This is a genomic window from Bacillus sp. 7705b (genome assembly GCF_002289525.1).
In the GTDB taxonomy this organism is placed as follows: domain Bacteria; phylum Bacillota; class Bacilli; order Bacillales; family Bacillaceae; genus Bacillus; species Bacillus halotolerans.
In genome coordinates, this window is the sequence record NZ_NSDH01000005.1 from 38,965 (window position 1) to 61,487 (window position 22,523).

Below are 22,523 nucleotides of genomic sequence, written 5' to 3' on the forward strand. Positions count from 1 at the left end.
GGTAGTGTGCCCGAACAGCAGGAATTTAATTATTGACTGAACACTCATTCATTATTTATCATAAAGATAATCTAATACAGATTTTGGGGCAGGGGATCACGGTCTTCATCAGTAAAAAGGGGGAATTGGAATGAGCGGCTTTCTCATTGTCAATGCATTATTATTTCTGATTGTAACCGCTTACGCTGTTTATTTGTTTGTCTATTTGGTCAAAACAAGGCTTGCTTACATCAGGCTCGGCCAAAAGGAACAGTTCGATAAACGGATCAAGGAACGGCTTCAGGCCATATGGGTGAATGTATTCGGGCAGAAAAAACTGCTCAAGGACAAGAAAAGCGGCATCATTCACGTCATGTTTTTCTACGGCTTTATATTGGTTCAGTTCGGAGCGATTGACTTTATCATCAAAGGGCTGGTCCCGGATCGAAATCTGCCGCTTGGCCCGATCTATCCCGCCTTCACTTTTTTTCAGGAAATCGTTACGTTTCTGATCTTAATTGCGGTTGGCTGGGCATTTTACAGACGCTATATCGAAAAGCTCGTCAGGCTGAAACGAGGCTTTAAATCTGGACTTGTTCTCATTTTTATCGGCGGTTTAATGCTGACGGTTTTACTGGGGAACGCAATGAATCTGATCTGGCATGATCACGGGCTTTCTTGGAGCGAGCCGATCGCTTCAGGCATCGCGTTTTTGCTTGGGGGCGTCGGGGAGACGGGCGCCGCGGTGATTTTCTATATCGCATGGTGGGTGCATCTGCTGTTTTTACTGAGCTTTTTAGTGTATGTGCCGCAGTCAAAGCACGCTCATTTAATTGCCGGTCCTGCCAACGTCTTTTTCAACAGGCTTGAAGCGCCCGGAAAGCTCGAAAAAATTGATTTCACAGACGAAACGAAAGAAAGCTACGGAGCGGGAAAAATTGAGGATTTCAGGCAGTCCCAGTTGATTGATCTGTATGCGTGTGTCGAGTGCGGCCGCTGCACCAATATGTGCCCTGCGACAGGCACCGGAAAAATGCTGTCGCCGATGGATTTAATTTTACGCCTCAGGGACCACCTCACAGAAAAAGGCGCTGCTGTCACTTCGCGCTCGCCATGGGTGCCGGCTGCAGCATTCCGGCATACGAAAGGGAACCAGCTGGCTGCGGCAGCCTCAGGGAGCGGATCACAGGAAGCCGCCGCCGCGCTAGATTACAGTCCGAGCTTAATCGGCGATGTCATTACCGAAGAAGAAATTTGGGCCTGCACCACTTGCCGGAACTGTGAAGATCAGTGCCCCGTCATGAACGAGCATGTTGATAAAATCATTGACCTTCGCCGCTATCTCGTGCTGACTGAAGGGAAAATGGACAGTGACGCACAGCGGGCGATGACGAGTATTGAGCGGCAGGGAAATCCGTGGGGCCTCAACCGCAAGGAACGTGAAAATTGGCGCGACGCAGCCCCAGATGCAGATATTCCGACAGTAAAAGAATTAAAAAAAGAGGAAAAAGAATTCGAATATCTTTTTTGGGTCGGTTCCATGGGTTCATACGACAACAGAAGCCAAAAGATCGCCATCTCCTTTGCAAGACTGCTGAACCAAGCAGGTGCGACCTTTGCGATCCTCGGCAACAAAGAAAAAAATTCAGGGGATACCCCGCGCCGCCTCGGAAATGAATTTTTATTTCAAGAACTGGCCGAAAAGAATATCTCGGAATTTGAAAAAAATAATGTGGAAAAAATCGTTACGATTGATCCGCACGCATACAATTTATTTAAAAACGAATATCCTGATTTCGGCTTTGAAGGCGAAGTGTATCATCATACGGAAGTGCTGGCCGATCTGGTGAAGAGCGGGAAACTAAAACCGCAGCACCCAGTTCATGAAACGATCACCTTCCACGACTCGTGTTACTTGGGACGGTACAACGAAGTCTATGATCCGCCGAGAGAGATTTTAAAAGCCATTCCGGGTGTGCGGCTTATTGAAATGGAGAGAAACCGGGAAACCGGCATGTGCTGCGGAGCTGGCGGAGGCTTGATGTGGATGGAGGAAGAGTCAGGCAACAGGATTAATGTCGCCAGAACAGAGCAAGCGCTGGCAGTCAATCCGTCGGTAATCAGCTCCGGCTGTCCGTACTGCCTCACGATGCTTGGGGACGGCACAAAGGCAAAAGAAGCGGAAGATCGTGTCAAAACGTATGACGTCGCGGAGCTTCTGGCTCAATCTGTCTTGGGCGCTGATATGACAATGGGGGAAAAGCGATGAATTTTTCATTAACAGAAGAACACGAAATGATTCGGAAATTGGTTCGTGATTTTGCGAAGCATGAGGTTGCACCGACAGCGGCAGAACGTGACGAACAAGAACGCTTCGATCGTGACCTGTTTCGGGAAATGGCGGATTTAGGATTAACAGGGATTCCGTGGCCTGAAGCTTACGGCGGAATCGGAAGTGACTACCTGGCTTATGTCATAGCGGTGGAGGAACTGTCAAAAGTCTGCGCCTCCACCGGCGTGACGCTTTCAGCCCATATCTCGCTTTGCGGCTGGCCGCTGTTTGCATTTGGCACAGAAGAACAAAAGGCAGCGTACTTAACACAGCTGGCCCTTGGGCAGAAAATCGGGGCTTTCGCTTTGACTGAAGCAGGCTCCGGTTCAGACGCCGGCGGGATGAAAACAACCGCTGAGCGAATTGGTGATGACTATGTATTAAACGGATCAAAAGTGTTTATCACAAACGGCGGCGCCGCTGATATTTATATTGTGTTTGCAGTCACTGACGCTGAGAAAAAGAAAAAAGGCATTTCCGCTTTTATTGTAGAAAAGGATTTCGAAGGATTTTTGACAGGCAAGAAAGAAAAGAAACTAGGCATCCGTTCTTCTCCGACAACAGAGATCATCTTCGAAGACTGTGTCGTTCCCGCAGAAAATCGTCTCGGTGAAGAAGGAGAAGGCTTCAAAATCGCGATGAAGACGCTTGACGGAGGAAGAAACGGCATTGCGGCGCAGGCTGTTGGCATCGCTCAGGGAGCGCTTGATGCGGCGCTTCAATACGCAAAAGAAAGAAAACAGTTCGGCAAATCGATTGCCGAGCAGCAGGGCATAGCTTTTAAACTTGCAGATATGGCGACAATGATAGAAGCTTCAAGGCTACTGACCTACCAGGCCGCATGGCTGGAGTCGTCAGGCCTTCCGTATGGAAAAGCCTCCGCTATGTCCAAACTGCTGGCGGGGGATACGGCGATGAAGGTGACGACCGAAGCTGTGCAGATTTTCGGCGGCTACGGCTATACGAAGGATTATCCGGTTGAACGCTATATGCGCGACGCGAAAATTACGCAAATCTACGAAGGCACCCAAGAAATTCAAAGGCTGGTTATCTCCAGAATGCTCGCAGAATAAGGCAAAACATCTATCAGTCGGATCACTCTTGTAAAATTATTTAAATTAACGCTGTTAAGGGTAGCATATTCTGTTTTATTTTGTTTATAATGAGAGGTATGGTTTGTATAAGAACGATACAATATCGCTTTCATTATTGATAAAACAGATACATATAAGTAATAGAAAGGGAGTGTCCGACCTTGGGTATCAAACAATATTCACAGGAACAGCTAAAGGAAATGGCTTTAGTTGAAATCGCTCACGAATTATTTGAAGATCATAAAAAACCAGTTCCTTTTCAGGAGCTTTTAAATGAAATTGCATCATTGCTCGGCGTAAAAAAAGAAGAGCTTGGAGACCGCGTCGCACAATTTTATACAGATTTAAACATTGACGGCCGCTTCTTGGCGCTCTCTGACCAGACTTGGGGCCTTCGCAGCTGGTATCCGTACGATCAGCTTGATGAAGAAACACAGCCGACAGTTAAGGCGAAAAAGAAAAAAGCGAAAAAAGCTGTTGAAGAAGATCTTGATCTTGATGAATTTGAAGAGGTTGACGAAGACGAGCTCGATTTGGCTGAGGTTGAGGAAGAGCTTGATCTCGATGCTGATGAGTTTGACGATATCGATGAAGATGACGACGAAGACGAGCTCGAAATTGATGATGATCTCATTGATGACGATGAAGAAGAAGATGAAGATGAAGATGACTATGATGAAGGCGATGAGGATAAAAAATAGTAAAAGAATTTCATCCTCAAATCGATCTTGACTTTCATAGTCGAACTATGTAGTATGTATTTTGGGCTCTTCAAAAACGAAGAGAGAACATAGAACGTTATGCTCCCTTTCAAGAAATTGAAAGGGAGCTTTCTTATTTTCACCCCTCATTTTTCTTATAAATCATTTAAAAGGCTAAATGATTTCCTATAAAACGGTACATTTTAAGAAATGTAGCTTAGAGCGAAGAGAGGAGCAAACGAAATGACGAAATATATTTTTGTAACCGGGGGAGTCGTATCCTCACTTGGAAAGGGTATTGTAGCAGCTTCATTAGGGCGTTTGCTGAAAAACCGCGGACTGAACGTCACAATTCAAAAATTCGATCCATACATCAACGTCGATCCGGGAACAATGAGCCCGTACCAGCACGGTGAAGTATTCGTAACAGATGACGGCGCTGAAACAGACTTAGACCTGGGCCACTATGAGCGTTTTATCGACATCAACCTGAATAAATTCAGCAACGTAACAACAGGTAAAATCTATTCAACAGTTCTTAAAAAAGAACGACGCGGCGATTACCTCGGCGGAACAGTGCAGGTTATTCCGCACATCACAAATGAATTGAAAGACCGCGTATATCGCGCGGGTAAAGAAACAAACGCGGATGTCGTGATTACAGAAATCGGCGGTACTGTCGGAGACATCGAATCTCTGCCATTCCTTGAAGCGATCCGCCAAATGAAGAGTGACATCGGCCGTGAAAACGTGATGTACATCCACTGTACACTTGTGCCTTACATTAAAGCTGCCGGCGAACTGAAAACAAAACCGACACAGCACAGCGTAAAAGAATTAAGAAGCCTGGGCATTCAGCCAAACATTATCGTTGTTCGTACAGAAATGCCGATTTCTCAAGATATGAAGGACAAAATCGCATTATTCTGCGACATCGATACAAAAGCGGTTATTGAATGTGAAGATGCGGACAACCTCTATTCCATTCCGCTTGAGCTTCAAAAACAAGGACTTGATAAGCTTGTTTGCCAGCACATGCAGCTGGAATGCAAAGAAGCGGAAATGTCCGAGTGGAAAGAGCTTGTGAACAAGGTCAGCAACCTGTCTCAAACGACCACAATCGGACTTGTCGGAAAATATGTTGAGCTTCCTGACGCTTACATCTCTGTCGTTGAATCACTTCGCCACGCGGGCTACGCGTTTGACACAGATGTAAAAGTGAAATGGATTAACGCTGAGGAAGTAACAGAAAGCAACATCGGAGAGCTTACTAGCGGCACAGACGGTATTATCGTACCGGGCGGCTTCGGTGACCGCGGTGTTGAAGGTAAAATCATTGCGACAAAACATGCCCGCGAAAACAAGATTCCGTTCTTGGGCATTTGCTTAGGCATGCAGGTTGCATCTATTGAGTATGCCCGAAACGTATTAGGCTTAAAAGGCGCTCACTCTGCGGAAATTGATCCGTCAACTCAATACCCGATCATCGACCTTCTTCCTGAACAGAAGGATGTTGAAGATCTTGGAGGAACACTTCGTCTCGGCCTTTACCCTTGTAAGCTTGAAGAGGGCACGAAAGCATTTGAAGTGTATCAGGATGAAGTGGTGTACGAGCGTCACCGCCACCGTTATGAATTCAACAACGAATTCAGACAGCAAATGGAAGACCAAGGCTTCGTATTCTCAGGCACCAGCCCGGACGGACGCCTTGTTGAAATTATCGAGCTGAAAGACCATCCTTGGTTCGTGGCTTCTCAGTTCCACCCAGAGTTCAAGTCAAGACCGACAAGACCTCAGCCATTATTTAAAGGCTTTATCGGAGCGTCTGTTGAAGCTGCAAATCAGAAGTAATAAAAAAAGACTTGCCGTTTGTCAAAAGCGGACAAGTCTTTTTTATTTGTTTCCGGCAAGATACAGCATGTACAATAAGTGATTATGCATACTCTTGCAGAATTTCTTTTAATGTAAATGATAGAGCATGGTAGACATACAATGCTGTCATTAATGAAGGGAAGCCGTAACGGGTGCCGTCTTCATCGGGAACGAGCGGCATTTTCAGCTTCGAATCAATATGCACATCGCAATATTGTTCGATTCCGGCGCTGTCTTTGGCTGCCGGCGATACGCAAACGACTCCCGCGCCTTTTTCATAAAGCTCTTTCGCGAGCGCCTGTTCTTCATCTGTAACTGTCCCTGAGCAAAACATCAGCACCCTGTCGCTTTCTGTCACTTCATCCGCGTTGGCGGGAAACGCTTTGACGGAAGGAAGCGGCTCTTTGCTTTCGGTAGCCTCATATAAGACGCCCTGAAGCTCATTTGCCCCGTATATATATATGGAATGCCCGCTGACCACCGCTTGAGCAAGCAATCGCGCCCCATCTTCAATCGCGTCAGATTCCTTATCCTGAATGCGGGAAAAAATACCTGTTAACTGTGTCGTAAATATTTTCAACATAAGTGAATCCTCCTTTATAACGTACAATAACAGTATACAACAAAAGAGAAAATGCTCAGAAAATGTCGTAAAGTAGACTATTATAATTAAAGGAAATAGGAAAATCAAACAGAATACATAAACTACTGCTTACTTTTGACGAAAATCATAATATTGGGGTGTAAAATGATGAATGAAAAAATTTTAATCGTTGATGATCAATACGGAATACGTATTTTGCTTAACGAAGTGTTCAATAAAGAGGGCTATCAGACATTTCAGGCTGCGAACGGCCTTCAAGCGCTTGATATTGTGACAAAAGAACGTCCGGACCTTGTCCTTCTGGATATGAAAATTCCCGGCATGGACGGAATCGAAATCTTAAAACGGATGAAAGTCATTGACGAAAACATCCGCGTGATCATCATGACGGCTTACGGAGAACTCGATATGATCCAGGAATCAAAGGAACTGGGCGCATTGACGCACTTTGCGAAGCCGTTTGACATCGACGAAATCAGAGACGCCGTCAAAAAATATCTGCCCCTGAAGTCTAACTGACAAAAAGAAGAAACAATTGAATGAGCTCATTGTGTTGCCGATTTGTCGAAAAGTTGGTATTCTAGTTATGGAGAAAAAGCGATCTGAGTATTTACATATGACAGCAAATTATGGGTCATGCTAGGGTGGAAAGCTTTTTTCGCTAGAAGACAATCAGGCTACATAAGGAGGACATTCGACATGCCTTTAGTTTCAATGACGGAAATGTTGAATACAGCTAAAGAAAAAGGTTATGCTGTAGGACAATTTAACTTAAACAACCTTGAGTTTACTCAAGCGATTTTACAAGCAGCTGAAGAAGAAAAATCTCCAGTGATCCTTGGTGTTTCCGAAGGTGCGGGACGCTACATGGGCGGCTTCAAAACAGTCGTAGCTATGGTAAAAGCACTAATGGAAGAGTACAAAGTGACAGTTCCTGTTGCGATCCACTTAGACCACGGTTCAAGCTTTGAATCTTGTGCGAAAGCGATTCATGCAGGTTTCACATCTGTAATGATCGACGCTTCTCACCATCCATTTGAAGAAAACGTAGCAACAACTTCTAAAGTTGTTGAGCTTGCTCATTTCCACGGTGTATCTGTAGAAGCTGAGCTAGGAACAGTCGGCGGACAAGAAGACGACGTTATCGCTGAAGGCGTAATCTACGCTGATCCTAAAGAGTGCCAAGAGCTTGTTGAGCGCACTGGCATCGACTGCCTTGCACCTGCATTAGGTTCTGTTCACGGCCCTTACAAAGGTGAGCCAAACCTTGGCTTCAAAGAAATGGAAGAGATCGGAAATTCAACTGGTCTTCCGCTCGTTCTTCACGGCGGTACTGGAATTCCGACTGCTGACATCAAAAAATCAATCTCACTTGGTACAGCTAAAATCAACGTAAATACTGAAAACCAAATCTCTTCTGCAAAAGCTGTTCGCGAAACGTTGGCAGCTAAGCCTGACGAGTACGATCCTCGTAAATACCTTGGACCTGCTCGCGAAGCGATTAAAGAAACTGTTATCGGTAAAATGCGTGAATTTGGTTCTTCAAACCAAGCTTAATTCAATTGGAACTTTTTATAGCCGCCTGACAGCTTGACAGGCGGTTTTCCGTCTATCTTTAGAAAGCGCAATCATATTCACAGTTCTGAAAATTCTTACTCAGGGAGGCTTTTTGTAAATGTTATTTTTTATTGATACAGCCAATATCGATGAGATTAAAGAAGCGTATGAATTAGGAGTTCTTGCCGGTGTAACAACGAATCCTAGTTTAGTAGCAAAAGAAGCTAACGTATCATTCCATGACCGCCTTCGTGAAATCACAGAAGTCGTTCCGGGCTCTGTAAGCGCGGAGGTTATTTCTCTGAAAGCTGAGGAAATGATCGAGGAAGGAAAAGAACTGGCGAAAATCGCTCCGAACATCACGGTGAAAATCCCGATGACGGCTGACGGTTTAAAAGCCGTAAAAGCACTTACTGACTTAAACATCAAAACAAATGTCACATTGATCTTCAATGCAAACCAAGCGCTTCTTGCTGCAAGAGCGGGCGCTACATATGTATCTCCATTCTTAGGCCGCTTAGATGATATCGGCCATAACGGGCTTGACCTGATTTCAGAAGTCAAGCAGATTTTTGATATCCACGGGCTTGATACGCAAATCATTGCGGCGTCAATCCGCCATCCTCAGCATGTAACTGAAGCTGCATTAAGAGGGGCTCATATCGGCACAATGCCGCTTAAAGTCATTTATCAGCTGACAAAGCACCCGTTAACAGACAAAGGAATCGAACAATTCCTGGCAGACTGGAACAAGTAATTCAAGCGGCGGCAAACAGAGTGTAGTGTCTGTTTGCCGCGGCCTTTGCTTTTCACCGTCCTGATCCAGCGGACCTTCAGATGCACGCCGCTTACAGAGAAGGAATCATTGGGCTGCAGAAGCTGATATCGGAATGAGGGTTGCGTGCTGCTTTTGCCGGATGACGAAGATGTCTCTTTAGCCGGCGGGTCTCTGTCGATTTTTTGAAACCTATGCCCCCGCAAAGCTTCGCTATTTTCTTCCTGATATTTTACAATGTGTTGTATTCTTTCTCTTCGAATTGGCTAGATTTTGGACATGAGCTTTATTTGCAGAGACAGAATAAAATGCCATTTTATTTAGCTCCGCAGCTATCTTCTTATGGAAGGAGACTATCATGGAAAAGTTGAATATTGCCGGCGGTGACTCGTTAAACGGTACAGTACACATCAGCGGCGCTAAAAACAGTGCTGTTGCATTAATACCAGCAACCATTTTGGCAAATTCCGAGGTGACAATAGAAGGGCTTCCTGAGATTTCAGATATTGAAACGCTGCGTGACCTGTTACAGGAAATCGGCGGCAATGTGCATTTTGAGAATGGGGATATGATTGTAGACCCCACATCAATGATCAGCATGCCGCTTCCTAACGGAAAAGTGAAAAAACTGCGCGCGTCGTATTATTTAATGGGGGCGATGCTCGGCCGCTTTAAACAGGCCGTCATCGGATTGCCTGGTGGCTGCCACCTGGGCCCCCGTCCGATTGACCAGCACATCAAGGGCTTCGAAGCGCTCGGAGCTGAAGTGACCAATGAACAGGGCGCGATTTATTTGCGCGCTGAAAGGCTGAGAGGCGCACGTATATATTTAGATGTCGTAAGCGTCGGGGCAACGATTAACATTATGCTTGCGGCTGTTTTGGCAGAAGGGAAAACCATCATCGAAAACGCTGCGAAAGAGCCGGAGATTATTGATGTCGCGACGCTGCTCACAAGCATGGGCGCAAAAATCAAAGGCGCTGGAACCAACGTAATCCGAATCGATGGCGTAAAGGAACTGCACGGCTGCAAACATACGATCATCCCGGACAGAATTGAGGCCGGAACATTTATGATTGCCGGTGCTGCGATGGGCAAAGAGGTCATCATCGATAATGTAATCCCGACACACCTTGAGTCCTTAACAGCAAAGCTGAGAGAAATGGGCTTTCACATTGAGACAAGCGACGACCAGCTGCTTATTGTCGGCGGGCAGAAAAACCTAAAGCCGGTTGATGTAAAAACCCTAGTATACCCGGGCTTTCCGACTGATTTGCAGCAGCCGATGACAGCGCTTTTGACGAGAGCAAAAGGGACAAGCGTCGTAACTGACACCATCTATTCGGCGAGATTCAAGCATATTGATGAGCTGAGACGAATGGGCGCTAATATGAAGGTAGAGGGCAGATCCGCAATCATAACGGGACCTGTCGACCTTCAAGGCGCTAAGGTCAAGGCGAGCGATCTGCGGGCCGGAGCCTGTTTAGTGGTTGCCGGGCTGATGGCCGACGGCGTCACGGAAATTACAGGTCTGGAGCATATTGATCGCGGATACAGCAGCCTTGAGAAAAAACTCGAGGGTCTGGGAGCCACAATCTGGCGCGAGAGAATGACTGATGAAGAGATAGAACAGCTGCAAAATTCTTAATTGGTTATTTGCGAGAGGAGATCGTGTTGAGATGGAAAGAAGTTTATCAATGGAATTGGTTCGTGTGACTGAAGCTGCGGCATTAGCATCTGCAAGATGGATGGGCCGGGGAAAAAAAGACGAGGCTGATGAAGCAGCAACAAGCGCAATGAGAGACGTTTTTGATACAGTTCCGATGAAAGGAACTGTTGTGATCGGAGAAGGGGAAATGGACGAAGCGCCGATGCTTTATATCGGGGAAAAACTCGGAAACGGGTACGGTCCGCGTGTCGATGTCGCCGTTGATCCTCTCGAAGGCACAAACATTTTGGCAAGCGGCGGCTGGAATGCGCTGACGGTTATTGCAGTTGCGGACCACGGCACGCTTTTAAACGCTCCAGATATGTATATGCAGAAAATCGCAGTCGGTCCGGAAGCGGTGGGCTGCATTGATATTGAAGCTCCAGTCATTGATAACCTTAAAGCTGTAGCAAAAGCGAAAAACAAAGACGTCGAGGACGTCGTTGCCACCATTTTAAACCGTGATAGACACGAAAAAATCATTTCCGAGCTTCGCGAGGCCGGCGCCAGAATCAAACTGATCAATGACGGGGATGTCGCAGGCGCCATCAACACGGCTTTCGACCACACAGGCGTAGACATCCTGTTCGGATCAGGCGGAGCTCCTGAAGGCGTCCTATCTGCTGTAGCGTTAAAAGCGCTGGGCGGAGAAATTATCGGTAAACTTCTTCCGCAAAGCGAGGAAGAAATCATACGCTGCAACAAAATGGGCCTTGATTTAAGCAAAGTGCTGCGTATGGAAGACCTTGTGAGAGGCGATGACGCGATTTTTGCGGCTACCGGCGTAACTGACGGCGAGCTGTTAAAAGGCGTTCAATTCAAAGGGTCTGTCGGCACGACTGAAAGCTTGGTCATCCGTGCGAAGTCAGGAACTGTCCGTTTCGTTGACGGCAGACACAGCCTGAAGAAAAAACCAAATCTCGTAATCCGTCCATAACAAAGAGAAAAAGCGGGTGTTGACCCGCTTTTCTTTTGCAAAAAAGAGACAACCCTATCAATTGCGTGTCAAAACCTTATTTCAGTTGAATAATTGTTTGAAATAAGGTAAAAATAAAGAGTGCTGCGATTTTTAACTGCGTAATTCCTTCTTTTAAGCACTAGGAAAGTTTCAATTTCTACCGCATACAGACGATATAAGTATTGATCTTCTCATGTTTTTGTCCTCGCTTCCTTCAAAACTCATTAAGACAATCCTTTTAACAAAAGCGCCGATCATGGGTGGAAGTGTTACCGATAGAAGTTCCTTTATGTTAAAAAAAGAATGTGCTTTGGCGGATGTTGTGCAAAAGCAGCAGATTACATGTGTAAAGTAAGATATTGACTATGAAAAGCGTGGTGTTTTTTATGAAAGACGTATCTATTTCCTCTTTGGAAAATATGAAATTGAAAGAGCTATATGAACTTGCAAGACATTATAAAATCTCCTACTACAGCAAACTGACAAAAAAAGAGCTGATTTTCGCTATTCTGAAAGCGAATGCAGAGCAGGAAGATCTTCTGTTTATGGAAGGTGTTCTTGAGATCATCCAATCAGAGGGATTTGGCTTCCTGAGACCGATCAACTATTCTCCAAGCTCTGAAGACATTTACATCTCAGCTTCACAAATCCGCCGTTTCGATTTACGGAACGGAGACAAAGTATCAGGCAAGGTTCGCCCGCCAAAAGAAAACGAGCGCTATTATGGACTTTTGCACGTTGAAGCGGTAAATGGAGATGATCCGGAATCGGCAAAAGAGCGTGTTCACTTCCCAGCCCTTACTCCGCTTTATCCAGACCGCCATATGGTGCTCGAGACAAAACCGAATTTCTTGTCTACAAGAATTATGGACATGATGGCGCCGGTAGGCTTTGGCCAGCGCGGTTTGATTGTTGCGCCGCCGAAAGCCGGGAAAACGATGCTGCTGAAGGAAATCGCCAACAGCATTACAGCGAACCAGCCTGAAGCAGAGCTGATTGTGCTGTTGATCGACGAAAGACCAGAAGAGGTTACAGACATTGAGCGTTCTGTTGCTGGGGATGTCGTCAGCTCAACGTTTGATGAAGTGCCGGAAAACCATATCAAAGTAGCCGAGCTTGTGCTTGAACGCGCTATGCGCCTCGTTGAACACAAGAAAGACGTCATTATCCTGATGGACAGTATCACACGTCTGGCCCGCGCCTACAACTTAGTGATTCCGCCGAGCGGAAGAACACTTTCCGGAGGGATTGACCCGGCAGCGTTCCATCGTCCGAAGCGTTTCTTCGGGGCGGCGAGAAATATCGAAGAGGGCGGAAGCTTAACGATCCTCGCCACTGCTCTTGTTGATACAGGATCCCGTATGGATGATGTAATCTATGAAGAATTCAAAGGAACGGGCAACATGGAGCTTCATCTTGACCGCTCTCTGGCAGAACGCCGCATCTTCCCTGCCATCGATATTCGCCGTTCTGGAACGCGTAAGGAAGAGCTGCTTGTGCCTAAAGAGCATCTTGACCGTTTATGGTCTATCCGCAAAACGATGTCAGATTCGCCTGATTTCGCGGAGAAATTCATGAGAAAAATGAAAAAGACTAAAACAAACCAGGAATTTTTCGATATTCTCAATCAAGAATGGAAACAGGCAAATCTATCATCCGCCAGACGATAAAATCTATTTGCAAAAGAAGTAAATCACTGATATAATTTTCTCATATGCGTTTCGGACAATGCTCCGAAATAATAACTCTGTTTCCACATGGGATTCAGGGCGGAAGGAGATGGATACAATGAAAGCAGGAATTCATCCTAATTTCAAAAAAGCAACAGTTAAATGCGCTTGCGGAAATGAATTTGAAACAGGCTCAGTAAAAGAAGAGGTACGCGTTGAGATTTGCTCTGAATGCCACCCATTCTACACTGGCCGTCAAAAATTCGCTTCTGCTGATGGTCGTGTTGATCGCTTTAATAAAAAATACGGTCTTAAGTAATAATAGATTTCTCAACAGGCAAGAAGCACTTCTTGCCTGTTTTTTATATTGTCAAAAACACAGCTGGCAGAGAGAGGGGAGCAGAGCCAATGTACATAATGAAGCAAAGCGGGTGGCTGGAGCTGATTTGCGGCAGCATGTTCTCGGGAAAATCTGAAGAGCTGATCAGAAGAGTAAAGAGAGCAACTTATGCCAAGCAGGAGGTCAGGGTCTTTAAACCTGTGATTGACAATCGATACAGCGAGGATGCTGTTGTTTCCCATAATGGAACATCTATGACGAGCTATGCCATTTCTTCGGCTGAGGACATTTGGAATCATATCAGTGAGAGCACGGATGTGATTGCAGTGGACGAGGTTCAATTCTTCGATCGGTCAATCATTGGTGTTTTATCGTCTCTTGCCGATAAAGGCTACCGTGTGATCGCAGCGGGCCTTGATATGGATTTCAGAGGAGAGCCGTTCGGCGTTGTGCCGGATATTATGGCTATCGCTGAAAGTGTGACGAAGCTGCAGGCCGTCTGTTCCGTCTGCGGATCACCGGCAAGCAGAACACAGCGGCTCATTGACGGAAAGCCGGCTTCTTATGATGATCCGGTCATTCTGGTGGGTGCGTCCGAATCCTATGAAGCAAGATGCAGACATCATCACGAAGTCCCGGGAAAATCTAAAAACTAATACAAAACATGGGTAAAAAGATAGAAAGCACCGGCCGAAAAGCTGGTGTTTTTTTATATATTCTGATAACAATCAATTAAAAAATTTAATTAAGTGTATTAAAAAATTAAGTAATTTTCTTCCCTTGAATTTTGATTTTGACAGGCATAAAATAACTAACGTAATGTAAATAGTTTTGAGACATTGTTCGAATAATTGTCACAAAGTCGCATAAAGATCATGATCGGTTATTTTTAGATGAGTTATTACTTAACTTGGTTAACTATTTCAAGAAAGAAGGAGATTTGCTTGAATAACATTAAAAAAACTAAGGAAGGCCATTTAGAAACAACATTAAGAGGAAAAGAAGTTTTATCTATTCCTACTTTAAATAAAGGTGTTGCTTTTACATTAGAAGAAAGACAAGAACTTGGCTTAGAAGGACTTCTTCCGCCAACTGTACTTTCTCTTGATCAACAAGCAAAACGCGCATACGAGCAATTTAAAGCTCAGCCAGACCGCCTTCGTCAAAATGTTTACTTAAATGATCTTGCTAACCGCAATGAAGTTCTTTTCTATAAATTGCTGCAAAATCACCTTCGTGAAATGCTCCCTGTTGTGTACACACCAACAGTTGGTGAAGCAATTCAAGAATACAGCCATGAATACAGAAGACCTCAAGGTATCTACTTGTCAATCGACAACATTGACGGCATTGAAAAGGCTTTTGAAAACCTTCATGCGACAGCAGGCGATATTGATCTTATCGTTGCAACTGACTCTGAAAGTATCCTTGGTATCGGTGATTGGGGAGTAGGCGGTATTAACATCGCTATCGGTAAATTGGCTGTTTACACTGCTGCAGCTGGTATTGACCCTAGCCGTGTTATCCCTGTAGTGCTTGATGTCGGTACAAACAACGAAAAACTTTTAAATGATCCTTTATACATTGGTAACCATCATGAACGTATTTCTGATGAACGTTATGAAGAATTCGTTGATGCGTATGTAAAAGCTGCGCTTAAATTCTTCCCTAAAGCGCTTCTTCACTGGGAAGACTTTGGCAACAAAAACGCGCGCAATATCATGAAAAAATACAACAACGAAATCCTGACATTCAACGATGATATTCAAGGTACAGGCGCAATTACACTTGCTGGTGTGCTTGCTGCTATGAAGAAAACAGGCGCATCTATTAAAGATCAGCGTGTAGTTGTCTTCGGTGCAGGTTCAGCTGGTATCGGTATTGCTGACCAAATACGTGACACAATGGTGCTTGCTGGATTATCTGAAGAAGAAGCAAACAAAGCGTTCTTCACACTTGATTACAGAGGCCTGTTAACAGACGATATGGAAGGCATCCTTGATTTCCAAAAACCTTACCTTCGCAGTGCAGCAGAAGTGAAAGACTGGAAACGTGATGAAAAAGGCCAAATTTCATTCGATGAAGTGGTTCGCCAAGCAAAACCAACGATCTTAATCGGTACTTCAGGGGTTTCAGGAGCGTTCACAGAGGAAATTGTGAAAGAGATGGCATCTCACGTAGACCGTCCGGTGATCATGCCGATGTCTAACCCGACTCACCTTGCAGAAGCTGTTCCTGAAGATCTGTTCAAATGGACTGACGGAAAAGTGCTTGTAGCAACAGGAAGCCCATTTGACAATGTCGAGTACAATGGCGTTTCTTATGAAATCGGACAATCTAACAACGCATTCGCATTCCCTGGTCTTGGCCTTGGTTCAATCGTAGCTGAAGCGCGTGTTATTACGCCTGCTATGTTTGCTGCAACAGCTGATGCGATTGCTGAAATGGTTGATTTTGAAACACCTGGAGCTGGATTGCTTCCAAGCATCGACAAGCTTCAAGAAGTATCTATTCAAGTTGCCATTGCTGTAGCTGAAGCAGCGATCAAAGACGGCGTAGCAAATCGTCAGCCTGAAGATGTAAAACAAGCTGTTCTTGATGCAATGTGGACACCTGAATACAAAAAAGTCATCGCAAAATAATTGAGCGTGTAATTTTTCTGTCCGAGGGAAAGCTTTGAATAAAGCTAAAGTATACGGACATAGGATTTGGAGGAGAATATTTTGAGCATCTTAGATATCTTAATCCTCCTGGCACCGATCTTCTTTGTTATCGTGCTGGGTTGGTTTGCAGGACATTTCGGAAGTTATGATGCCAAGTCAGCAAAAGGGGTAAGTACGTTAGTAACGAAATACGCACTTCCAGCTCACTTTATCGCTGGTATTTTGACAACTTCCAGAAGTGAATTTTTATCACAAGTTCCATTAATGGTTTCTTTACTTATCGGGATTGTTGGTTTCTATATCATCATTCTATTGGTTTGCAGATTTGTCTTTAAGTATGATTTAACGAACTCATCCGTATTTTCTTTGAACTCTGCACAGCCGACATTCGCATTTATGGGTATTCCTGTATTGGGAAGCTTGTTCGGTGCGCAAGAGGTTGCGATTCCGATCGCTGTAACAGGTATCGTTGTTAACGCGATTCTTGATCCGCTTGCGATCATTGTTGCTACAGTGGGTGAGTCTTCTAAGAAAAACGAAGAGAGCGGCGACAGTTTCTGGAAGATGACAGGGAAATCAATCCTGCATGGTCTTTGTGAGCCGCTTGCAGCTGCTCCGTTAATCAGTATGATCTTAGTGCTGGTTTTCAATTTCACTCTTCCTGAGCTGGGTGTTAAAATGCTTGATCAGCTTGGAAGCACAACATCGGGTGTTGCTCTCTTTGCTGTCGGTGTTACCGTTGGTATTCGTAAAATTAAACTCAGTCTGCCGGCTATCGGTATTGCGTTACTAAAAGTTGCAGTTCAGCCTGCGTTAATGTTCCTGATTGCTCTTGCAGTCGGACTTCCAGCTGATCAAACAACAAAAGCGATCCTTCTTGTTGCATTCCCTGGTTCTGCCGTTGCAGCCATGATTGCGACTCGTTTCGAGAAACAAGAGGAAGAAACTGCGACTGCGTTTGTGATCAGTGCGATTCTGTCATTGATTTCACTTCCAATTATTATTGCGCTTACTGCGTAATCAAAAAAGCTCCCTTTAAGGGGAGCTTTTTTACTTTACGTTTGAAATTTAAACAGTGACAGCAGCGGTTTTTTTCTTGTTTTTATTTTTTCGGAAGAAGCAGCAGTCTCAGGGGTCGGCTGAGCGGTGAATTCTTTCATATGTGAGGTCAGTGATTGCAGATCAGCAAGAATGTCATCAATTTCTCTTCTGTGCTGCAGAAGCTGATAGGATACGCCTTCATCGGCTTTTTGTTTAAGCTGGCGTTCCAGTTCCTCAATTCTTGCCAGCAGCCCGTTTTCGTCCTGTTTTTGCTGTAATAAGGTGTCAAGTTTTTGTTCGAGCTGTTCGATTCTTTTCTCTGTGTCACTGTTTGTTTTTTGGACAAGGAAGCCTGTGCGCTTCTTATTGCTTTGCGGCACATTGATATCCTGAAGCGCCGTGCCTTCAGAAATTTGTTTTTGAACAGATTTCAGGACTTGCACATCTTCAGCCGTAAACGAATAGTGTCCGAGCTCGTTCCGTTCAGCCGGAAGGTTCAGCTGCTTCACCCACCGCTGCACTGTTTTTGCGGAGACGCCGAGTTCACTTGCTACCATATTTGTATTCATGATCCCATACCTCCTTTTTAGCTAGGTATTCGACCATGGGGAGCGGTTCCCTTCCTATTAGACAAAACAAGAAAAGATTCGGCAAAGAAAGTGGGCATCTCCCTTTTTTCTTCAAAAACCGTTATTGCTCATACAGCTCTAACGGAAGCTGATCGGGATCAAAAAAGAAGGTGAACCGCTTGCCTGTCAGCGGATCTGTCCTGATCGGCTCTGTCTCGATTCCTTTTTCGTGAAGCTCCTGAACAGCCTGTTCTAAGCTGCTGACCGTAAAGGCAAGATGACGGAGACCTGCACCTTCAGGACGGGTTTGACGTGCGGGCGGATCAGGGAACGAAAACAGCTCAATGACGTACGAGCCGTTAAGCGACAAATCAAGCTTGTAGGAGTCGCGCTCTTCTCGGTATGTTTCTTGTATCACCTGAAAACCGAGCTTATGTACGTAGAAAGCTTTCGACTTTTCATAATCTGAGCATATGATTGCAATATGATGTATGGATGTAAGCAATACGATCCCTCCTCTTTTTCAGTATAGCAGAGGAGGCTTTTTTAACTGGGATTGAAATGCTTTTGACTGGCGATAGTCCCTATACTATAATGAGAATGTTACGCACAGGAAAACAGAGGTGAAGACCGTGTTAGACCGTTTAAAGTCAATCGAAGAACGATACGAAAAATTAAATGAGCTTTTAAGCGATCCAGAAGTAGTCAACGATCCTAAAAAGCTAAGAGAATATTCAAAAGAGCAATCTGATATACAAGAAACAGTTGACGTATATAGACAATACAGAGATGCGTCAGAACAGCTGGCTGATGCAAAAGCGATGCTTGAGGATAAGCTTGATGCTGAGATGCGCGACATGGTGAAGGAAGAGATTTCTGAACTCCAGAAGGAAACGGAAACACTGTCAGAACGTCTGAAGGTGCTCCTGATCCCGAAAGATCCTAATGATGATAAAAACGTTATCATGGAGATCCGCGGAGCTGCAGGCGGAGAGGAAGCCGCTTTATTTGCAGGCAACCTGTACAGAATGTATTCCCGCTATGCCGAGCTTCAAGGCTGGAAAACCGAGGTCATGGAAGCAAGTGTAACCGGAACGGGCGGCTACAAAGAGATCATCTTTATGATTACGGGCAGCGGCGCATATTCTAAACTCAAATATGAAAACGGCGCTCACCGTGTTCAGCGTGTTCCGGAAACAGAATCAGGCGGCCGTATCCATACTTCTACTGCAACAGTAGCATGTCTTCCTGAGGCCGAAGAGGTAGAGGTTGACATTCATGAGAAGGATATCCGTGTTGATACGTTTGCTTCAAGCGGACCGGGCGGACAAAGCGTGAACACGACAATGTCTGCCGTTCGTCTGACGCATTTGCCGACAGGCGTTGTCGTATCATGTCAGGATGAAAAATCTCAAATCAAAAACAAAGAAAAAGCAATGAAGGTTCTCCGTGCCAGAATCTACGATAAATTTCAGCAGGAAGCACAGGCTGAATATGATCAAACACGGAAATCGGCTGTCGGATCAGGTGACCGCTCTGAGCGTATCCGCACATACAACTTCCCGCAAAACCGTGTGACGGATCACAGAATCGGCCTGACCATTCAAAAGCTTGATCAGATTCTTGAAGGAAAACTTGACGAAGTGGTTGAAACACTGATTGTAGAAGATCAGGCAAGCAAGCTTCAGCAGGCGGATAGTTAAGATGAAGACGATATTTGAAGCCCTGAAATGGGCTTCTTCTTATTTAACGGAAGCGGGAAGAGAAGAAAATGCGGCTGAGCTGCTTTTGCTTTATGATACCGGAATGGATAGAAGCAAGCTGCTCGCCAGCCTGCAGGAACCGATCGGTGAAGATGAGCTGTATCGCTTTAAACGCCACGTCGATATGCACAAAGAAGGCGTACCGGTTCAGTACATTATCGGAATAGAGTTTTTTTACGGGCGGGAATTTATGGTGAATGATGATGTGCTGATCCCGCGTCCGGAAACGGAAGAGGTTGTCTGCCATCTTCTTGAGAAATATAGAAGTGTCTTTTCTGAAGGAGAACAGCTCGAAGTGGTAGATGTCGGCACCGGCAGCGGCGCAATAGCCGTCACGCTTGCACTGGAAAACAAAAACTTTTCTGTTTCAGCGATTGATATCTCCAAAGAGGCGCTGGACGTTGCTTCAGCCAACGCGGAAAAGCTCGGAGCGGAGGTGCATTTTCTTCAAGGCGACCTGCTTGAGCCCTTTATTAAGGCAGGAAAAAAAGCGGATATTATCGTCTCAAACCCTCCTTATATTTCTGAAGAAGAAATGGCCGATTTATCTGAGATTGTCCGTTTCCATGAACCTTTGCATGCCCTCACTGACGGCGGAGACGGGCTGAAATTTTATAAGCGGTTTATGGAAGCCATTCCGCTGGTCATGAAGAATACCGCGCTTGTCGTCTTTGAAATCGGGTGGAAGCAGGGCGCAGCTGTAAAAGAGCTGATTCTGCATGCGTTTAAGGATGCGGAAGTTGAAGTCCTGAAGGATATTAACGGAAAAGACAGAACCATATGCGCGGTAATTCATAAGAATAAATAAGCAGCTTGCTGGTGAGATGAGATAAGAACGGGACCGGCAAGCTGTTTTAACACCAGCAAAGGGGATGTAAAAGATGAAAAAGGCCCTGACAGCAGGAATTTTACTTATTGCCATTGAAAGTATGGTGGGTTCTATTTTTGCGCAAGCCATTTCTTATGAATTCATTTTCGGCATTGCGTCTCTTGTTTTGATCGGGCTTGCCATTGTGACATCGGGTTTAGCTGTAAGCGGAAGCGACCAGCGGGCAAATTATCATTCAGAAACCAAAGAAGGCCGGACAGCCCGTTTGAAAATATCAGCTGCTTTCTTTGTTGCTGCCATACCTTCTATTCTATGTTATCTATTGACCGTTTTGATCTAATGAAAAAGGAAGCCCTTAGGAGGCTTCCTTTTTTTGCAGCAAAACAGAATCCCATATCCAGTAGACAATAGCTGTTAATACAGCGAAGATGTAAAAGGCTGTATTTTGAAGCAGGGATTGCCCGGAAGGCTGCAGCACGCCAAAGATGATCGCGTTGGCGATAAACGCCGCGGCAAGATAATACAGCAAGTACAAAGGGCTGAACCGTTTCGGCTTTTTATTCATCATGATCTGAAGCGGCAGCGCGAATAGTAAATAAGGAAATAAGAAATAAAAGGCCATCGTTACGAGAGCAGCTATAATAAAGGAATGAATGTAAATAATCGAATAAAGAACTGACATCGTGAACGCTGACAGCAGCACTGTGTAATTATATTTCATTTTAAACCTCCTAAAACACTATCGTACCATAAATTAGATTAAAAGCTTGCTAGATTTTTTTGCCGCTGCAGGTTTACTCCATACGTTCCTTGTCCATAATAGGGCTAGATACAAAGCACGGAGAGGAACGGTGGGGACCGATGAAAAAAACAGTTATCATTTGTATATATATGTTTCTTTTATTATCTGGGGCACTTGTAGGATTGGCGAAAGAAGAGACGGCACAGCAATCTGAAAATGAGCCGGTTGTCATTCCGGACGAGGCGATTCGCCTGAGAATATTGGCAAACAGCGATCGTGACGAGGACCAAGCATTAAAGCGTCATATCAGAGACGCCGTCAATAAAGAAATCACAACATGGGTCAAGGATATTACTTCTATTGAAGAAGCGCGGCGTTTGATCCGCTCAAAGCTGCCTGAGATCAAGGAAATTGCAAAAGAAACCATGGAAAAAGAAGGCGCCAGTCAATCAATATCTGTTGATTTTGACAAAATCTCATTTCCGACAAAACTTTATGGCAGCATGGTATATCCTGCTGGAGAATACGAAGCCATTCTGATTACGCTTGGAAACGGTGAAGGCGCCAATTGGTGGTGCGTATTATTCCCGCCGCTCTGCTTTCTTGATTTTTCGAATGGGGAAGCGGTAAAAGAACAAGAAGATCAAGAAGCCTCAAAAAAACAAATGGAAAAAGCGCTTGAGGACTTAACAGCCAAAGCGGAGAAAGCTGAAAAAGAAGATGAGAAAGAGAAAGAAGATAATACAGAAGTGAAATTCTTCGTCGTAGAATGGTTTTCCGATCTTTTTTCTTAATCGCCAGGTCTAAAAATAGATTTGCCTCATAGATTGGAAGAAAGAACGCTGTAAATGGGGTGAACGAATGTTTTATCAACTGCGGGTGGCAAGGGAAAAGGACGGAGACATACTTGAGGAATTTTTAAAACAGGCCAAAACGAATCATGAGGGCGTAAAGGAAGGGTTCACCCAGTTTCTGATGCTGGAGGACAGCGAGAAAAACATAGCCGGCTGTCTGGGGATCGAAAAAATCAGCTGCGATCAAGCCCTGCTTCGCTCACTTGTGATATCGGACAAGCTTCACCAAGGTCATATTGTATCGCTCTTTCAAAGCATGGAGGTGCTTTGTGAAAAGCATGAGATTAAAACGGTATACTTGGTAGCCAATCAGCATTCTTCGGCTGATTTCCTGGGGGCCATGGGCTTTGAACGGGCAGAGAGTGTGCCGGAAGAGCTGTTTGCCTCGGATCACTTCTGTGAATCAAGGCAAGCGGAAGGGGCCGTCTTAATGAAAAAAGCATCCGGATAAGTGAGATTTATACACAAACTT

At 45.0% G+C, this 22,523-nt stretch carries 24 protein-coding genes; 20 read left to right on the forward strand and 4 right to left on the reverse strand.

Going from position 1 to position 22,523, the window contains the following annotated elements:
* Positions 1 to 130 precede the first annotated feature (130 nt).
* The 4 genes from CJU60_RS02115 (at position 131) to pyrG (ending at position 5,957) form a co-directional block, all read left to right on the forward strand.
* On the forward strand, positions 131 to 2,248 hold the full coding sequence (locus CJU60_RS02115; RefSeq protein WP_095712805.1) for a heterodisulfide reductase-related iron-sulfur binding cluster: 2,118 nt from the start codon (positions 131 to 133) through the stop codon (positions 2,246 to 2,248).
* A complete protein-coding gene (gene acdA, locus CJU60_RS02120) occupies positions 2,245 to 3,384 on the forward strand; it encodes an acyl-CoA dehydrogenase AcdA (protein WP_059292344.1) in 1,140 nt (379 codons plus the stop codon). The genes CJU60_RS02115 and acdA overlap by 4 nt, the downstream gene beginning before the upstream one ends.
* A gap of 182 nt (positions 3,385 to 3,566) precedes the next feature.
* On the forward strand, positions 3,567 to 4,106 hold the full coding sequence (gene rpoE, locus CJU60_RS02125) for a DNA-directed RNA polymerase subunit delta (protein ID WP_095712806.1): 540 nt from the start codon (positions 3,567 to 3,569) through the stop codon (positions 4,104 to 4,106).
* A 243-nt stretch (positions 4,107 to 4,349) separates the two neighbouring features.
* Positions 4,350 to 5,957 carry a glutamine hydrolyzing CTP synthase gene (gene pyrG / locus CJU60_RS02130; protein WP_095712807.1) on the forward strand — a complete coding sequence of 536 codons (1,608 nt, stop codon included), beginning with the start codon at positions 4,350 to 4,352 and terminating at the stop codon, positions 5,955 to 5,957.
* Between the two features lie 82 nt (positions 5,958 to 6,039).
* Here pyrG and CJU60_RS02135 read toward each other — a convergent pair whose 3' ends face one another.
* Positions 6,040 to 6,561, reverse strand: coding sequence for a DUF2529 domain-containing protein (locus tag CJU60_RS02135; protein WP_095712808.1), 522 nt, complete (start codon positions 6,559 to 6,561; stop codon positions 6,040 to 6,042).
* Between the two features lie 165 nt (positions 6,562 to 6,726).
* Here CJU60_RS02135 and spo0F point away from each other — a divergent pair, with 165 nt between their 5' ends.
* From spo0F to CJU60_RS02185, 11 genes are all read left to right on the forward strand, one after another.
* Positions 6,727 to 7,101: a sporulation initiation phosphotransferase Spo0F gene (spo0F, locus tag CJU60_RS02140; RefSeq protein WP_003227621.1), complete on the forward strand. Its 375-nt coding sequence runs from the start codon at positions 6,727 to 6,729 to the stop codon at positions 7,099 to 7,101.
* 180 nt (positions 7,102 to 7,281) lie between these two features.
* The gene (locus CJU60_RS02145) at positions 7,282 to 8,139 is read left to right on the forward strand and encodes a class II fructose-bisphosphate aldolase (protein ID WP_024123189.1); all 858 of its coding nucleotides are present in this window, start codon (positions 7,282 to 7,284) and stop codon (positions 8,137 to 8,139) included.
* Positions 8,140 to 8,257: 118 nt separating this feature from the next.
* On the forward strand, positions 8,258 to 8,896 hold the full coding sequence (gene fsa / locus CJU60_RS02150) for a fructose-6-phosphate aldolase (RefSeq protein ID WP_024123188.1): 639 nt from the start codon (positions 8,258 to 8,260) through the stop codon (positions 8,894 to 8,896).
* A gap of 376 nt (positions 8,897 to 9,272) precedes the next feature.
* The gene (locus CJU60_RS02155; RefSeq protein WP_024123187.1) at positions 9,273 to 10,562 is read left to right on the forward strand and encodes a UDP-N-acetylglucosamine 1-carboxyvinyltransferase; all 1,290 of its coding nucleotides are present in this window, start codon (positions 9,273 to 9,275) and stop codon (positions 10,560 to 10,562) included.
* 31 nt (positions 10,563 to 10,593) lie between these two features.
* Positions 10,594 to 11,559, forward strand: coding sequence for a class II fructose-bisphosphatase (gene glpX / locus CJU60_RS02160; protein WP_044159762.1), 966 nt, complete (start codon positions 10,594 to 10,596; stop codon positions 11,557 to 11,559).
* Between the two features lie 214 nt (positions 11,560 to 11,773).
* On the forward strand, positions 11,774 to 11,935 hold the full coding sequence (locus CJU60_RS21300) for a hypothetical protein (RefSeq protein ID WP_032731180.1): 162 nt from the start codon (positions 11,774 to 11,776) through the stop codon (positions 11,933 to 11,935).
* Between the two features lie 31 nt (positions 11,936 to 11,966).
* Positions 11,967 to 13,250 carry a transcription termination factor Rho gene (gene rho, locus CJU60_RS02165; protein WP_010332253.1) on the forward strand — a complete coding sequence of 428 codons (1,284 nt, stop codon included), beginning with the start codon at positions 11,967 to 11,969 and terminating at the stop codon, positions 13,248 to 13,250.
* Positions 13,251 to 13,368: 118 nt separating this feature from the next.
* Positions 13,369 to 13,569 (forward strand): 50S ribosomal protein L31, encoded by a 201-nt coding sequence (rpmE, locus tag CJU60_RS02170; RefSeq protein ID WP_003151132.1) that lies wholly within the window; start codon positions 13,369 to 13,371, stop codon positions 13,567 to 13,569.
* Positions 13,570 to 13,658: 89 nt separating this feature from the next.
* Entirely contained in the window at positions 13,659 to 14,246 is a 588-nt protein-coding gene (locus tag CJU60_RS02175) for a thymidine kinase (protein WP_024123184.1), read from the forward strand.
* Positions 14,247 to 14,534: 288 nt separating this feature from the next.
* Complete coding sequence (gene malS, locus CJU60_RS02180) at positions 14,535 to 16,232, forward strand: oxaloacetate-decarboxylating malate dehydrogenase (protein WP_024123183.1); 1,698 nt, start codon at positions 14,535 to 14,537, stop codon at positions 16,230 to 16,232.
* An 81-nt stretch (positions 16,233 to 16,313) separates the two neighbouring features.
* The gene (locus tag CJU60_RS02185; RefSeq protein ID WP_024123182.1) at positions 16,314 to 17,273 is read left to right on the forward strand and encodes an AEC family transporter; all 960 of its coding nucleotides are present in this window, start codon (positions 16,314 to 16,316) and stop codon (positions 17,271 to 17,273) included.
* Positions 17,274 to 17,308: 35 nt separating this feature from the next.
* Here the strand turns inward: CJU60_RS02185 and racA are convergent, their stop codons facing one another.
* Positions 17,309 to 17,863: a chromosome-anchoring protein RacA gene (racA, locus tag CJU60_RS02190; protein WP_095712809.1), complete on the reverse strand. Its 555-nt coding sequence runs from the start codon at positions 17,861 to 17,863 to the stop codon at positions 17,309 to 17,311.
* Positions 17,864 to 17,984: 121 nt separating this feature from the next.
* Positions 17,985 to 18,374 (reverse strand): SMU1112c/YaeR family gloxylase I-like metalloprotein, encoded by a 390-nt coding sequence (gene gloA2, locus CJU60_RS02195; RefSeq protein ID WP_176471064.1) that lies wholly within the window; start codon positions 18,372 to 18,374, stop codon positions 17,985 to 17,987.
* A 121-nt stretch (positions 18,375 to 18,495) separates the two neighbouring features.
* Between gloA2 and prfA the strand changes: the two genes are divergently transcribed.
* From prfA to CJU60_RS02210, 3 genes are all read left to right on the forward strand, one after another.
* Entirely contained in the window at positions 18,496 to 19,566 is a 1,071-nt protein-coding gene (gene prfA, locus CJU60_RS02200) for a peptide chain release factor 1 (protein ID WP_024123179.1), read from the forward strand.
* A gap of 1 nt (position 19,567) precedes the next feature.
* A complete protein-coding gene (prmC, locus tag CJU60_RS02205) occupies positions 19,568 to 20,434 on the forward strand; it encodes a peptide chain release factor N(5)-glutamine methyltransferase (protein ID WP_095712810.1) in 867 nt (288 codons plus the stop codon).
* A 73-nt stretch (positions 20,435 to 20,507) separates the two neighbouring features.
* On the forward strand, positions 20,508 to 20,795 hold the full coding sequence (locus CJU60_RS02210; RefSeq protein ID WP_024123177.1) for a DUF5316 family protein: 288 nt from the start codon (positions 20,508 to 20,510) through the stop codon (positions 20,793 to 20,795).
* 15 nt (positions 20,796 to 20,810) lie between these two features.
* On the opposite strand, the gene CJU60_RS02215 is transcribed toward CJU60_RS02210, so the two are convergent.
* Positions 20,811 to 21,176, reverse strand: coding sequence for a UPF0715 family protein (locus tag CJU60_RS02215; RefSeq protein WP_024123176.1), 366 nt, complete (start codon positions 21,174 to 21,176; stop codon positions 20,811 to 20,813).
* A gap of 140 nt (positions 21,177 to 21,316) precedes the next feature.
* Between CJU60_RS02215 and spoIIR the strand changes: the two genes are divergently transcribed.
* Both spoIIR and CJU60_RS02225 read left to right on the forward strand, forming a co-directional pair.
* On the forward strand, positions 21,317 to 21,991 hold the full coding sequence (gene spoIIR / locus CJU60_RS02220) for a stage II sporulation protein R (RefSeq protein ID WP_095712811.1): 675 nt from the start codon (positions 21,317 to 21,319) through the stop codon (positions 21,989 to 21,991).
* A 67-nt stretch (positions 21,992 to 22,058) separates the two neighbouring features.
* Positions 22,059 to 22,502: a GNAT family N-acetyltransferase gene (locus CJU60_RS02225; RefSeq protein ID WP_024123174.1), complete on the forward strand. Its 444-nt coding sequence runs from the start codon at positions 22,059 to 22,061 to the stop codon at positions 22,500 to 22,502.
* The last annotated feature ends 21 nt before the right edge of the window (positions 22,503 to 22,523 follow it).